14 protein-coding genes are annotated in these 15,442 nt (G+C 37.3%); 11 read left to right on the forward strand and 3 right to left on the reverse strand.

Annotated elements, in window-relative coordinates:
• Positions 1-22 precede the first annotated feature (22 nt).
• The 5 genes from flgN to BIV20_RS00375 all read left to right on the forward strand — a co-directional run bounded on the left by flgN (position 23) and on the right by BIV20_RS00375 (position 4,494).
• Complete coding sequence (flgN, locus tag BIV20_RS00355; RefSeq protein ID WP_075721668.1) at positions 23-502, forward strand: flagellar export chaperone FlgN; 480 nt, start codon at positions 23-25, stop codon at positions 500-502.
• A 23-nt stretch (positions 503-525) separates the two neighbouring features.
• Positions 526-1,434, forward strand: a complete 909-nt coding sequence (locus BIV20_RS00360; RefSeq protein ID WP_075721667.1) for a flagellin — start codon at positions 526-528, stop codon at positions 1,432-1,434.
• Entirely contained in the window at positions 1,394-2,200 is an 807-nt protein-coding gene (locus BIV20_RS16730; protein WP_242939866.1) for a flagellin, read from the forward strand. The genes BIV20_RS00360 and BIV20_RS16730 overlap by 41 nt, the downstream gene beginning before the upstream one ends.
• 189 nt (positions 2,201-2,389) lie before the next feature.
• On the forward strand, positions 2,390-3,202 hold the full coding sequence (locus tag BIV20_RS00370) for a flagellin N-terminal helical domain-containing protein (RefSeq protein WP_075721665.1): 813 nt from the start codon (positions 2,390-2,392) through the stop codon (positions 3,200-3,202).
• A 92-nt stretch (positions 3,203-3,294) separates the two neighbouring features.
• Complete coding sequence (locus BIV20_RS00375; RefSeq protein WP_075721664.1) at positions 3,295-4,494, forward strand: glycosyltransferase family protein; 1,200 nt, start codon at positions 3,295-3,297, stop codon at positions 4,492-4,494.
• On the opposite strand, the gene BIV20_RS00380 is transcribed toward BIV20_RS00375, so the two are convergent.
• The 3 genes from BIV20_RS00380 to BIV20_RS00390 are packed head-to-tail and all read right to left on the reverse strand — an operon-like array spanning position 4,473 to position 8,010.
• Positions 4,473-5,639 carry a glycosyltransferase family protein gene (locus BIV20_RS00380; RefSeq protein WP_075721663.1) on the reverse strand — a complete coding sequence of 389 codons (1,167 nt, stop codon included), beginning with the start codon at positions 5,637-5,639 and terminating at the stop codon, positions 4,473-4,475. The genes BIV20_RS00375 and BIV20_RS00380 overlap by 22 nt on opposite strands.
• Before the next feature lie 18 nt (positions 5,640-5,657).
• Complete coding sequence (locus BIV20_RS00385; RefSeq protein WP_075721662.1) at positions 5,658-6,836, reverse strand: CgeB family protein; 1,179 nt, start codon at positions 6,834-6,836, stop codon at positions 5,658-5,660.
• A gap of 1 nt (position 6,837) precedes the next feature.
• Entirely contained in the window at positions 6,838-8,010 is a 1,173-nt protein-coding gene (locus tag BIV20_RS00390) for a CgeB family protein (protein WP_075721661.1), read from the reverse strand.
• 104 nt (positions 8,011-8,114) lie between these two features.
• Here BIV20_RS00390 and BIV20_RS00395 point away from each other — a divergent pair, with 104 nt between their 5' ends.
• The 6 genes from BIV20_RS00395 to BIV20_RS00420 are packed head-to-tail and all read left to right on the forward strand — an operon-like array spanning position 8,115 to position 15,441.
• Entirely contained in the window at positions 8,115-8,822 is a 708-nt protein-coding gene (locus BIV20_RS00395) for a hypothetical protein (protein ID WP_075721660.1), read from the forward strand.
• A complete protein-coding gene (locus BIV20_RS00400) occupies positions 8,812-10,284 on the forward strand; it encodes a glycosyltransferase (protein ID WP_083655266.1) in 1,473 nt (490 codons plus the stop codon). The genes BIV20_RS00395 and BIV20_RS00400 overlap by 11 nt, the downstream gene beginning before the upstream one ends.
• 16 nt (positions 10,285-10,300) lie before the next feature.
• Positions 10,301-11,332, forward strand: a complete 1,032-nt coding sequence (locus tag BIV20_RS00405) for a glycosyltransferase family 2 protein (protein WP_075721659.1) — start codon at positions 10,301-10,303, stop codon at positions 11,330-11,332.
• 19 nt (positions 11,333-11,351) lie between these two features.
• Positions 11,352-12,941: a glycosyltransferase gene (locus BIV20_RS00410; protein WP_083655264.1), complete on the forward strand. Its 1,590-nt coding sequence runs from the start codon at positions 11,352-11,354 to the stop codon at positions 12,939-12,941.
• The gene (locus BIV20_RS00415; RefSeq protein WP_075721658.1) at positions 12,942-14,537 is read left to right on the forward strand and encodes a methyltransferase; all 1,596 of its coding nucleotides are present in this window, start codon (positions 12,942-12,944) and stop codon (positions 14,535-14,537) included.
• A 16-nt stretch (positions 14,538-14,553) separates the two neighbouring features.
• Positions 14,554-15,441 carry a glycosyltransferase family 2 protein gene (locus BIV20_RS00420; RefSeq protein WP_075721657.1) on the forward strand — a complete coding sequence of 296 codons (888 nt, stop codon included), beginning with the start codon at positions 14,554-14,556 and terminating at the stop codon, positions 15,439-15,441.
• Position 15,442 lies beyond the last annotated feature (1 nt).

Below are 15,442 nucleotides of genomic sequence, written 5' to 3' on the forward strand. Positions count from 1 at the left end.
GTATTGGAGGATTACAAAGTTTATGCAGGATAAAGAATATATTGCAATTTTACAACAGAGTCTGGAAAAGAAAAATCGAATCCTAGATTTGATTGTTGAAAAAAATAAGGAACAGCGTATTCTTTTTACGGATGAGACCCTTCCGCCGGAAAGGCTAGAAGAAAATATAAAGGAAAAGGGAGACTTGGTCGATCAGTTGAACCAACTGGATGACGGGTTTGAACAGGTTTATAACCGGGTAAGAGAGATTTTGAATAAAGAAAAGGAAGCTTACCGGGATGAAATCAAGAAGATGCAGGAATTGATTCGGGAAATTACAGACAAGAGTGCTACAATACAGGCACAGGAGCAGAGAAATAAAGAACTTGCTGCTCAAAAGTTTGCATCGGTGAAGAAAGAAATTCGGAAAGCCCGTACCAGCACGAAGGCTGCCAGCCAGTATTATAAGAGTATGGCGAAAACGAATGTAGTAGACTCACAGTTTTTGGATAAGAAGAAATAAGAATGTAACTGGAGGGCGTTTTGATGGTAATACAGCACAACATGACATCAAGCAATGCCAACAGGCAACTAGGAATTAATACAAATAACAAGAAAAAGACGGTGGAGCGCCTTTCGAGTGGATACAGAATTAACAGGGCAGCAGATGATGCAGCCGGTCTTTCTATGTCTGAGAAAATGCGTTGGTCTGTCCGAGGATTACATCAGGCGAGTAGAAATATTGAAGATGGCTCCTCACTCGTGCAGGTGGCAGATGGTGGCATGAATGAGATACATGCTATTTTGCAACGCCAGAGAGAATTGGCAGTTCAGGCAGGAAATGATACCAACACCCCGGCAGACCGAAACGCTATCCAGCAGGAAATCAATGCACTTTCCGTAGAGATTACCAGAATTGCTAATGATACCACCTTTAATACGAAGCATATATTGAATAGCGAAGGAAATCTGACCCATGGACCGGTAACCGCAGATACTGCGGTGCTGACATTGGTGGATACCCCAGGCATCAATACCCGTAATGGAAGTATAACAGGATTTTTTGCTACCAACGCTGAAGGAAGCATAAGATCTCAGTTGTTGTATGGAAGTAGTGGTGCAGGTACCAGTTGGATGAATGTAGAGGTAGAAGTGGGCGGGCAGGGATATAGATTGTATACATATGATACAACCGACATGTCGGCGCATTGTAGTATTACGAATAATATACTTGCTGCTGGGGTAGAATCCACCTTTCGATATAGTGATGACAACGGAACACCGATTTTCGATGTTGTACGTACCATAACGAAAATGGCAAATCCAAGTGGAAATGGTGGGGAGGTCTATAAGATGGATTTTGCGGTAAAAAATCTTACTGGTGAAGCCATGACAGCTAGCATCGAGATGGAATTTGACGTTAAGTTTTCATCAATCGGAGGGGGGGGCTGGTAATGATAATCCTAAGTTTTTGATGGATGATGATGTAGTGGAAACGGTGATTCAGTCCTCTATCAAATATCCGGATGCGAATGGGCAGATGCCAAGTGTTATGAACCTCTATAACGAAGATAACCCCTACTTGAATGTCCAGTGTATTATTGCTGGGTATGGGAGTTCCACACCAGACTATGTAAAGATAGGGAATTATAGCAGTCTGATAGGAAATGGATTTCGAGAAGGGCAGGGCATTTATGATTCAGGATATTCCGTAGGCTGGGGTAATATCAGCCTTGCACCGGGAGCAGCATCAACAGCATATACCACTATGTATGGCGTATCAGATCCATTGCAGAATCCGATACTGGCAGGAAGTCATTCTACACCGGTAGAACTCTATATTCAAGCAAGTGACCGGGCACATACGGCAATTGTCATTCCACTGGTAGATTGCCGGGCAGAGAAACTGGGGGTAGATGCACTGAGTGTCATGTCCTTTGATGATGCAGGAGCATCACTGGATAAAATAGATAAGGCAATAGATAAGGTATCAGAATATCGTTCGACGATGGGAGCTATCTATAATCGCCTGGAAAAGGCAAAGAGCAATGTGGATAATGTAGAAGAGAACATGCAGTCAGCAGAATCCAGACTCCGAGATGCCGACATGGCAACGGAAATGGTAGAATATTCCAAACATAACATTCTGGAGCAGACGGGACAATCTATGCTGGCACAGGCAGGCAAGATGACAGAAGGAGTATTGCAGTTATTGCAATAATAAAAAATAAAAAAATTTTTAAATTAGGTGTTAAGTATCGAAGAAAGTCTCCGATATAAAATACAAGTAAGCAAGTTACTTAAGCTTCAGTGACTATAAACCGAATGGAGCGTACGGCCGGACGGGGGGTCACAAACTAAATTAAATTGCAGCATGGAAGCTGCAGCATATTCAAGGAGGAATAATATTATGGTAGTACAACACAACATGCAGGCAATGAATGCCAACAGACAGTTAGGAATCACAACAAGTGCACAGGCTAAGTCCACAGAAAAATTATCTTCTGGATACAGAATTAACCGTGCAGGCGATGACGCAGCTGGATTATCTATTTCTGAAAAAATGAGAAGTCAGATCAAAGGCTTAAACAAAGCTTCTGACAACGCTCAGGATGGTATCTCCGCTATTCAGGTAGCTGAAGGTGCATTAAATGAAACTCATTCTATCTTACAGAGAATGAACGAATTAGCAACTCAGGCAGCTAACGATACCAACACAACTATTGATAGAAATGCAATCCAGGCTGAAATTGATGCTTTAACATCTGAAATCGACAGAATCAGAAGCACAACTCAGTTCAATACTCAGAACTTACTGGATGGAAGCTTTTCTGGAAAGAACCTTCAGATCGGTTCTTTACAGGGACAGGGAATCACTATCAGCGTAAGCAACATGGAATCTTCTGCAATCGGAGTAAACGGATTGAAAGTATCTTCTTTCGATTCTGCAGGATCTGCAATGAGCAAGATTCAGTCCGCTATCGATATCGTATCTACACAGCGTTCTGCTCTTGGTGCATTACAGAACAGATTAGAGCATACAATTGCTAACTTGGACAACATTGCTGAAAATACTCAGTCTGCTGAATCTCGTATCCGTGACGTTGATATGGCAGAAGAAATGGTTGAATACAGCAAGAACAACATTCTTGCTCAGGCTGGACAGTCTATGCTGGCTCAGGCTAACCAGAGTACTCAGGGTGTATTATCCTTACTTCAGTAATTACCATAATTACGACAAGAAAAAGAGTTGCTTTTTAGCAACTCTTTTTTTGTAAAAAGAACATGACTTATGGAAGGGTGAAAAAGAGGCATATGAGGTCAAAAAAAAGAATTATTCTCATTCGGGGGACATGGGAGACTTTGGATGTATTTTCAAAAGGACTAGAATCGTATTTTGCCGAGACTGGAGCAGAGGTTTTTGTTTTAGATACAAAGGAGCTTTTGATAAGCCTTGGAAAGCTTTATGATTTTATACAAAAGCCGGTAGATGCGGTGATTACATTTAATAATGTGGGATTAAATATAGAGTTGACTCCGAGAGAAAAATTGTGGAATCAGCTGGATTTTTTGTGTATAAATATTCTGGTAGATCATCCTGTGTGCTATTTACAGGAATTACAAATGGCACCGAAAAAAACAGTTGCAATATGTGTGGATAAGAATCATGTGCACTTTATCAAAAGATATTTTCCGAATATTATGGCAACTCATTTTGTGCCTCATGGTGGTATGCTTTGGAAGAAAGAACAGATTTCGTGGCAGGAACGAGATATAGATGTATTATATGCGGGAGGGTTACCTAGAGATGTGGCAGCCGGTTATATACCGCAGAATTTGAATGAAATCTGTGGAATTAACAGTGAAGAGTTGTGCGATAAAGTGTTGACGGCCTTAATTACCAATACAAAGTGTACTTTGGAAACAGCGATAGAAAATTATTTTAGGAAGCAACAGATAGAAGTAGCGGATGAACAGTTATTACAGTATATTCGTTTGTTTCGTTTTTTGGATGTATATGCCATATCCTATTACCGTGAGCGGGCAATTAAGCTACTGATTGAAAATGGAATACATGTAACGTTATATGGTCCTGGATGGGAGAAATGTGAATGGATTTCTCATCCAAATTTGGAGTATCATCCCAATGTCCCACCGGAAGAAATATTGACGTTGATGGGGAGAGCAAAGATTGTTTTAAATAGTATGCCGAACTTTAAGAATGGTTCTCATGAGAGAATATTTAACGGAATGCTTGCAGGAGCTGTAGTAGTATCGGATACTTCGCGTTATTTGGAAGAGGAAGCAGAAGGAAAAAATTTCTTATATCTGTATGAGTTAAAGAAACAACATGAATTGCCGGAGATGATAACTCATATTTTGGAGCACCCGCAAGATGCTAAGCAGATGACAGAACGTGCATATAAAGTAGCAGTGGAACACCATACCTGGCAGAAGCGGGCGCAGAAAATTGAGGAATATATAGAACGGTATCAATCTGGGAACACAATTTGAAAAATGTTATGAAAGAATTGTTCAAAACTGTGATTTGTCTTGACTTTTTCGTGACCATTATGGGCGATTTCTATCCGTTCTTTCTCGTGAGAAAGGTAGTAATTTACTTTGTTAATTAAATCTTCTTCGCTTTCATAATATACAAAATCTTCATTTGGAATAAAGTAATCCAAAAAGTCTGCCTGAAAGTTTGTCAACAGGAATCCCCCGGCTCCCAGAATGTCCATGGCGCGTAATGGAATACCGGACTGGATACTTCGTAACGTAATATTTAAATTAATCTTGCTGTTGGCAAAAACATAAGGCATCTCGGAATAATAGTCTACAGCTCCCATATTAACGGCTCCGGGAATGATGGCATCTTTATTAATGGTATATAATTTAAGATTGCAATGTTTTGCAACAGCAGTTAATAACCTATGACGTTCAATAGAAGTCAATTTGCGGTCGATGAAATAGTTAGAATAAATATATTCTGGAGTTTCAATGCCGGAAGGGGTCGGTGCATAAGGAGAAACTCTTTGGAGTTCAGCAATAATGTCTGGTGTGAGCACTTCCTCAATAAAGTTATAACCTTGTACCTTTAGTTGTGCTTCCATAATGGCATCTAAGTAACCTTTTGTGTAATCATTAGCGCCTCCTAAACGCTCAAAGAAATTATGGTCTTCATTGTAAAGTGATCCAACAAAAGAAACATCAGCAGAAAGTTTGTTTCGATCAAAGGGCTTTTCTATTAAAAAATCAATAATGGTACTGTTTACAGGAAGTGGGCTGTAGTATACAGTATCAATTCCTCCATTTTTTAGTTTTAAATATTCCTGTTTATCAAACATAAAAACATAGTTAGTCGGATTAATCAGGGAGTAAGAGTACAACATGACACACGGGCTGTCATAAAGTGCTGCAATATATTTTATCCCCATTTCCTTACAGTTGTTTGAAACAATATGAAAATAATTAAAGGAAAAGCAACAGTCATAATGAGTATCGCCAACAAATTCCCGAAATGCCTGATCGAATTCCGGATTATCACGGTCTTGATAACCTTCGTGAAAAAAAGGTACAAATTCATGTCCATCTTGCTCTAAAGTAAATTGGACATCAACCTTGCCAAAGCAAGGCCAGTCAATATATAAGATTCTCATGCTATATCTCCTTTGTATTTAAATAGAAAATGCTAACCGCAGTAATTGTTCTAATCTCCCCGGGTAATTGTAATCGCGGGCAATCTTTTCGTAACCATTATGGGCAATTTCCAGACGTTCTGTTTCGTGTTCCAGATAATATCCAGCCATATCTTTCAACTCTTCCAGACTACCATAGGCGGCGACTTCGCAGCCTAGTTCAAAAATTTCAGGAAGCTCCGGTTGATAATTCGTAAGAACAAATCCACCACATCCCATAATATCAAATATGCGCTGAGGCAGACCGGAACGGATTGCCTTAGAAGTAGGATTCAGGTTAATCTTGCTTTCGTGAAAAATAACAGGCATTTCCGTTAATGATTTTGCAAATCCCCGATTATTTACTTTAGGAAGCGTGGAAGTATCGCTGCCGGTATATAAGTCAAGGTTGAAGTGTTTTGACAGGATTTCCATAGTCCGCAGCCGCTCTACGGCGGTGATTTTGTTTCCAATATAAAGTTGCGCAGTTGTAATCTTATCCGTTAAAAAAGTATCCAGAGGATAGGTATAAAAGCCCGGTAAGCATGCTTTAAAACTTTGAACAATTTCGTCTGTAAGTAAGTCTTCCACAAAGAAATAGCCATATACCTTAAGTTGACTTTCAATTATGCCATTCAGATAGCCTGAAAGATATTCAGGTGGATTGGTCAGCTTATCATAGGGGCATTTTTCTGTGTACAGGGAGCCTACAAAAGAAATATCAGAAGAAAAACGTTTTCTTTCTGCGGCAGAGGCATTTTTTACCACCTGTTGTTTGGCTTTTACATTGACTGCAAGTGGAAAATGAAATACGTGTCCCGGGTTTAGAGGGGCTATTTCATTATATTGTGCCCGGTCAAAGAGGAATATCCGATTGCAGGGATTTTGAATAGGCTTAGCAAAAAGCTCCATAACCGGAGAGTCCACAGTCCAGCAAATGTATGGAATTTTAAAAATATTACATACATCAGAAATAATTGGAAAAAAGTTAATGGTAAATACGCAGTCATGAGGATGTTCCATAAGGTAGTTACTTACAATGCGGGCAGAGTCACCAAATACTAAATTTTTATTCGTAATTTCTTCTGTAATCTGGGAAACAGTATGTCCAAGTTCTTCGAATCCCTCTATAATATCCGGTTCGCAGATACTGCCATAGCGATAGAATAATATTTTCATCTTACTTTAAATCCTCCTGTACAATGGAAATGATTTTTTTTAGCTGGTGTTGATAGGAGAAGGAATCGCGCACCTTTTTATAGCCCTTCATGGCAATGGTAAGACGTTCCTTTTCGTGAGACAAATAATAAGCACATTTTTCACGTAGTTCGTCTATATTGCGAAATACCTCGATTTCCTTTCCGATTACAAATAAATCTTCAATTTCTTCCTGATAGTTCGTTAGGACAAATCCACCGCATCCCATGATGTCCAAGATTCGTTGCGGGACACCTGTCTCGATAGAAGAGAGCGTAACATTTAAATTGATTTTGCTTAAATAAAAAATTTTATTCATTACAGTGTAGTAATCCACACTGGTATGCGTATTAACATTTTGTAGGAAATTTGTAGGGCTTTTTGTGTATAAATGTACGTCAAAATCTTGCGCCAATGTATTCAACACAGTAACACGTTCTAATTCTGCTAATTTTCTAGGAAAGAATAATAACCCTAAGTAGGTAGTGTCGTTCAAAAGAGATGTTTGATTCCAACTGGAAATATCGGTCTGACTGAAAAGGAAATCTAAACAGTCTTGAGGAAGTTCTGGCCAATTTCGAGAAGATTCCCAATGGCACATGTTCTGCACCAAATATAATTTTAATTTCAACTGAAGATTTTCAGGAAAAGCTTGGATCAATGCGTTGTAGGTGTTGTTTTCATACAGTCCACCCACAAAAGAAATATCATGGGAAAAAAGGTGCTCATCTTCTTCGGTAATATCAAGGCATCCGGTGCGTTCCAGATTCACGGCAAGCGGCATATGAAAAATATGTGGAACGCCTGCATCTGTTAGCCGTTTACATTGCATTTTGTCGAAAATAAAGGTATAATTTGTATTGTGAAAAACAGGCGGCGTAAAGAGCGCGGTCAAAGGAGAATCATAGGTCCATGAAATATAGGGAATATTGAATTTTGCACAAATATCTGAAACAGCAGGAATGAATAGATAAGAAATAACGAAATTGTAAAGGTTATTTTCTAAATGTGCTGTTAAATATTCATTTTGTTCGACAACGGAGTTGTTGGGGTCAAACGGAGCAGATTCAAGAACATCAACAGTGTACCCCATGCTCTGCAATGCCCATGGAATATCATAGATAGAATTATGTGTTGGAACAAATAAAAATTTCATGATGAGCCTCCAAATAAATAAACAGTAATATATAGTACATTTTAGCGAAAAACCGAGAAAGAGACAAGAAGTATTTTGCAGAATATATGATTAGGAGAAGGAATATGGAAAGTCAGAAAGAATGGGCATATATGCATACGGAAGAATATATACAAGAGAAAGAGAAAAAGGAACAGGAATGGAACAGACAGAATAAAGAACAAGAGAAGATATATTTGATGCAGATTGATAAGAAGATACAAGCAGGTTCAACAGAAGCAAGAGAGGAATTGTTAAGACTGTTCCGCAATAAAGATTTTATAGAAACATACAAATCAAAAACGCAGATGGCATATTTGATTGTAATTATGCAGATATATGAGCGGGAAATTCAGGCTGATGAGAAAGTTACTATTTTGGATATAGGAAAATCAACGGAAGAAATAAAAAGTAAACTAATACAGCTAAAGTTTATTTTGTGGAAAATAGAATTTGCCAAAGATGAGCATGGAAAGGAATTACTTTTAGATTTTATCCGTAGTAACTGGATAACCCCGGATATGCTACAATATATGGTACATACGGCAGTTGCAGATAAGGGTGGTATGCTGTTAGAATTGACAGATATATTTATGGAGCAGAATATGTTTCGGTATGCGTTTCGCATGTTGGAGTATTTGGATGAATTATCTCCTGGAAATGAAACGGTTTTATGTATGCTGGCAGATTTGTGCGGAAGCGTAGGAAATAATCAGCGGGCAAAAGAATACTTGGAAAAAATTGAAACCCCGGGAAGATTGGCAGAAGGGATTAGAAGGAAATATGGATGCTAAGAAAATATGTTTTATTATGTGCGTGAATAATGAACAGTATCTCCAGGAAGCGTTGTATTATATCAATCGGTTAAATATACCGAAAGAATACAGTATAGATGTTTTGACGGTGCAGGAAGCAGAAAGTTTGACTGCAGGATATAATGAAGCAATGGAAGCATCTGATGCAAAATATAAGGTATATCTTCATCAGGATGTAATGATTGTAGAAGCGGATTTTTTAAAGTATTTGCTTCAAATATTTGAGAATCCTGAAGTTGGAATGTTTGGGATGGTAGGAGCTCCGAAACTGTCGGAAAATGGGGTCATGTGGTATAGCGACCGCATTGGGAGGCTTTATACCAGTAATATTTATTTTATGGGAGATTCCGAACTGGGTGAAGTGCAGGGAGCGTATCAAGAGGTGGAAGTAATTGATGGTCTGTTGATGGCAACTCAGTATGATATTCCGTGGAGAGCAGATATTTTTCAGAAATGGGATTTTTATGATGTATCCCAGAGTTTTGAATTTCGTAAGCGGGGATATAAGGTCGTTGTTCCAAGGATGGAAAAGCCTTGGTGTATTCATGATGATGGATTCATGAATCTGGAGAATTATTATGAAGAAAGAAAAAAGTTTTTAAAGCAATATGGATGGGGAAAACAACTGAAAGAAAAAGTATCCGTCATAATACCGACATACAATCGGGCACATTTAATTGAAAGGTCGATTAGAAGTGTGTTGAATCAGACCTATGAGGACTTTGAGTTATTGATTGTAGATGATGGTTCTACAGACAATACAAAAGAGATAGTAGAGGGAATCAACGATGACAGAATCCGCTATATACAGTGTGAGGGAAATGGTGGTGCGGCGAAGGCAAGAAATCGTGGAATTCAAGAGGCAAAATACAACTATATAGCTTTTCAGGACAGCGATGATGAGTGGCATTCAGATAAATTAGAAAAACAGATGAAGGTAATGCTTGAGGCATCTGAAGATACAGGACTTGTTTATTGTGAGTATCATTATAATGGATTAAATGGAATAGAAGATATTTGTCCGGATAGAAACATTCCGAATGAGCAAAAAAGTGGATATATTTTTCCACAGCTTTTGGCTGGAAATATGATAGGAACACCGGTTATGTTAGTAAAACGTGAATGTTTTGAAAAAGTGGGGATTTTTAATGAGAACTTTCCTTGTATGGAGGATTATGAACTGGTGCTTCGGATAGCTCAGAAGTACCGCATTGAATTTATACCGGAAATTCTTATGGAGGTACATGCCAATTATCAGTCTGTCACGAATAATCTGGAAGGTTTCCTAACAACGAAATGCATTTTGGCAGGAGCCTATAAAAAGGAGCTTCTGGAATATGGTATGTTCGATATTATTGTAGGAAGTATTATTGATAAAGCGAAAGAATTTGATTTGCTGGACAGTGTTGTGAAATATTTAGAAGCAGTCATGACAAAGTAAGGAGTAGAGAGTAAAAATGAAGAAGGTTACGGTAATTACACCATGCCATAATTCAAAAAAATATTTGGGCGAGTGTTTGGAGTCTTTGGAAAATCAAACCATAGGAGTGGAGAATTTAGAGTTTATTCTTGTAAACGATGCATCCACAGATAACACATGGGATATGATTTTAGAATTTGAGAAAAAGTACCCGGAATCGGTCATTGCAATTAATCTGCCGGAAAATCGCAGACAAGGTGGGGCGCGAAATGAAGCATTGAAATATGCTACAGGAGAATATATTGCATTTTTAGATTCTGATGATAAAGCATTGCCTGAGACTTATGAAAAGGTTTATCAGCGAGCAATAGAAACAGATGCAGATATTGTTCAGTTTAATCATTGTAATTATACGACGGATTGGGAAGAATTATGTGATAATTGCAAGATAGAGGGGGTAACAGAATTAAAAGACAAGATATCACGAAAACTTTTTCTTATGGCAGAGGTTTTAACCATGAATCATTGCAGTAAATTGTATCGACGTAAATTGCTGGAGGAAAGTCAGGCACAGTTTGCAGAGCATCGTATTTATGAAGAACCCGCATTTGTATATCCGCAGATGTTTTATGTAAAGAAAGTCTGCTGCATGAAAGAGGCATTTTATCGAATCCGAATGAATGAGGAAAGTACGATGCACTCTGAAGCGAAAAAGTCAGAAAGACTTGTGGATCATCCGGAAGTTCAGATGCAGGTGCTGAGGTATATGATAGCGCATAGGCAATTAATGATGGATTACTATGATGAAATCGAGTTTTATTTCTTAAAAACATATTATGTGGAAACGCTGTTTTTCGCAGGGCAGGGAAATATGATTTTGGGTGTAGAGTATTTCAAGAAGATGCAAAATAATGTAAAGGAATTGTTTCCGGAGTGGAGGAGTAATGCTTACTTACAAGGAGAAGAGATTCAGAATGTGAAAAAGATTCTTGATACAGTTTATAATATCTATAGTCAGGAAGAATTGATAGCGTTGTGTAGAGACGTTTATAGAACAATGGCAGGATAGCGAAAAGCGGAGAGGAAAAATGGAGCAGCGAGAAGATAGATTTAATGTATTGGTAAGGTTGATGGAGCAGGACAGCTTGAATGGACAGAATTATGTGTGCCTAGGGGATTATTACTTGGAGGAAAATAAGGAAAAGGCATATCTGTGCTATGAGAATGCATTATTTTTAGGGGGAGTAGAGGAACAAATCGTTAAAGAGAGAATTAGAACCTTAGAACAGGAAGGAATTAATAAGCACAAGGTATCAATTGTAATTCTCTCTTATAATGCTAAGGATATGCTGAAAGAATGTATAGAAAGTATTCGTAGAAATAATCCATCCTGTTCTTATGAATTGGTAATAGTAGATAATGCTTCTACAGATGGAATTGTGGATTGGTTAAGGGAACAGAAGGACATTGTACTACAATGCAACGAAGAGAATGTAGGTTTTCCTAAAGGGTGTAATCAAGGAATCGAACTGGCAGAAAAAGAAAATGACATTATGCTTTTGAATAACGATACTATTGTAACAGAGAATGCACTGTTTTGGCTTAGAATGGCATTGTGTGAACCGGAGATTGGAGCAGCAGGAAGTATCTCTAACATGACAGAAAAGGTGTCTGCAACTGTGGGGGGAAAAGAAACCAGAACGATAGAGGAACAGTTGGAATGGGCAGTGCATAATAATGTGTTATTGAAACATCCTTATGAGAAAAGCATGTGTTTGTTGGGATATGCTTTAATGATAAAACGTGAGGCATTGGAAAAGACTGGTTATTTGGATGAGAGATTTTCGCCGGGGAATTTTGAGGATGCAGATATTTGTCTCAGATTGATTCAAAAGGGGTATCAATTGGCGTTGTGTTACAACAGTTTTATTTTTCATTATGGAAGTGTAAGTTTTAAGAAAAGAGACGATTGGTACGAAAATCTCATTACAAGAAATTTCTATAAGTATAATGAAAAGTATGGATTTGATGTGGATTATTACACGAAGCAAAGAGATGATTTGATTGAACATTTGCCTAAGGATAACAGTCAGGTATTTCGACTTCTGGATATAGGGTGTGGATGTGGAAACACATTGCTAAGAATTAAAGGACTTTATCCAAATGCAGAGGTTGTGGGTGTGGAAAAATTTTCAAAAGCAGTGGAAATCGGAGCTAAAATGTCGGAAATTTATTGTCTTGATATTGAAAGCCAGGAATTGCCTTTTGAAAAACAGAGTTTTGATTATATTATTATGGGGAACGTTTTGGAACAGATAGAATATCCTAAAAAAGTTCTGAATGACATTAAGAAATATTTGAAGCTTGGAGGAACGATTATAGCAGCGGTCTATAACTCGGGAAATATAAGGAATATTTATCAATTGTTTTGTGGAACGTATGATAATACAGAAAGATATGGTCTTTGGGATAAGAAAAATATACAGTGTTTTACCGGGGAAAGTGTATTGCAATTATTTCAAGAATGTGATTTTCAAATACAAGATATTACTTTTTTGGAGAATAAACTATCGGCAGATGAGGAGAAGTTTTTAAAACTCACAGAGCAGGTGCGGAATAGAGCGCCAGAAGAATTATTGCGGGCTTATAACTATATTGTAATTGCTGGGAGAAAATAAATGGGACAGAGAGAGAATGTATTTAAACAGTTGGAAGAATTAATAGGAAAAGATAGTTTAAATGGTGCAAATTATGAAAAATTAGGAGATTATTATTTACAGGAAAATCGGGAGAAGGCTTATTTATGTTATGAAAACGCAATGTTTTTGGGAAATGTGCAAAAAGAAGATATACAAGAAAAGATACGATGTTTAGAAGAAGGGGGGGTAAAACGGCATAAGGTGTCCATTGTAATACTTTCTTATAATGCATGTGATATGATGAAGAATTGTATAAAGAGTATTCGCCGAAATAATCCGGTATCGGCGTATGAATTGGTGGTAATAGATAACGCTTCTACTGATGGAGTTGTAGAGTGGTTAAAAGAGCAGGAGGATATTGTATTACAGTGTAATGAGGAAAATGTAGGTTTTCCAAAAGGATGTAATCAGGGAATTGCATTAGCGGAAAAAGCAAACGATATTATGCTCTTAAACAATGATACAATTGTTACAGAAAATGCATTGTTTTGGCTTAGAATGGCAGTATGTGAACCTAAAATAGGAGCAGCAGGAAGTATTTCAAATATGGCAGAAAAGCTATCATCAGAAGGAACTGGAAGGGAAAAACGGAGCTTAGAAGAACAACTAAAGCAGGCGAGAACAAATAATATACTCATGAAACATCCCTATGAGATTGGAATGTTTTTGCGGGGATATGCGGTATTGTTGGAAAGAGTAGCATTAGAAAAGACGGGATATTTAGATGAGGTATTTTCACCGGGAAACTATGAGGACGCAGATATTTGTCTACGAATGATTCAGGCAGGTTATCATTTGGCAATGTGTTATAATAGTTTTATTTTTCATTATGGAAGTGTTAGCTTTAATCAGAAAAGAGAGTGGTATTTAAATATATATAGTAGAAATCACTATATTTATACTCAAAAATACGGATTTGATGTAGACTATTATGCAAAGCAAAGGCTGGATTTGATAAAGTATCTTCCGGAAAATGAGAATGAATCATTTCGGGTGCTTGATATTGGATGTGGATGCGGAAATACACTTTTTAGAATAAAGGGGTTATATCCAAATGCAGAGATTATAGGAGTGGAAAAAGAAAGAAAAGCTGTATTAATTGGAGAAAAGATTGCTCCGATATATTGTATTGATGTGGAAGAACAGGAGATTCCGTTTGAAACGCAAAGTTTTGATTATATTATTATGGGGAATGTATTAGAACAACTTAGAGAACCGAAGAAAGTGCTAAACAGGGTGAAAGATTATTTAAAACCAGGTGGAAAGCTTATCACTTCTGTTTATAACTTTGCTAATGTTAAAAATTTATGTGGATTATTACGAGGAAGTTATAATTATACAGATCAATCTGGAATTTGGGATAGAAAAAATAAACAGTGTTTTGCAGGAGCGAAGTTACTTCAAATGTTCAGAGAATGTAATCTAAAAATACAAGATATAGAGAGTATGGGAAATCCGTTAACAACTGAGGAAGAAGGTTTTTTAGTATCGGTAGAAGGAATGGAATGGTGTGAGGAAGAAGAAGGAATGTTACGAACAGATAACTATATTATAATTGCAAATAAAGAAAAGTGAAAGGATTAGGAGAGAAATGAATGAATTGGTAACAGTTATAATGCCGGCGTATAATGCAGAAAAGTATATTGAACAATCTATTTCAAGTATTATAAATCAGATATATGAGAATTGGGAACTGGTAATTGTAAATGATGCTTCTACAGATCGTACAGAAGAAATCATTAAAAAGTATGTGGAAAAGTATCCTGAGAAAATACGTATGTACGCAAATGAAAAGAATAGCGGTGCAGCAGTTGCACTAAATAAAGCAATGCAGAATGCTCGGGGAGAATATATGTGCTGGTTAAGTGCAGATGATTTATATTTTGAAACGATGATATCTTCTCAAATAGAGTATTTGCATGAACATCCGAATTTTGATGCTGTATTTTCAAAGTTTGTTTCTATTAATGAAAATAGTGAATTGTTGGGGATGTGGGAACCAACAGCTTATTTAGAGGAAGTGGATAGTGAAAATCCGGTTGCACATTATATAACATTATTGATGACGGGAAATGCATTTCATGGGTGTTCATTATTAGGAAAGCGAGAAAGCTGGGTGAAGACAGGTGAATTTAATCCAGATGCATCATATGCAACAGATTACGACTATTGGTTTCGAATGGCTGCAGTAACTAAAATTGGTTTTTTAAATGAGTTTAATGTAATGGGAAGAGAACATCCGGAACAAGGGACTAAAAAAGGGGAAAATGATATATATGCTATTAGAGTATTTTGTGATTTGAGAAAAGATGAAGAGCTAATGAGAAATTTATTTGAGAAAACCGGAATACCATACTCGAAAGATACGGTAAAACAGTGCTTCATTAGTAGAATGAATATGTATAAAGATAAAGATAGAGAATTGATTGAGGTGTTAAAAGGATTTCAAGAATATTTGGAAGAATGTATGGAGGGGTAAA

The sequence above is a fragment of the Roseburia sp. 499 genome (assembly GCF_001940225.2).
In the GTDB taxonomy this organism is placed as follows: domain Bacteria; phylum Bacillota; class Clostridia; order Lachnospirales; family Lachnospiraceae; genus Petralouisia.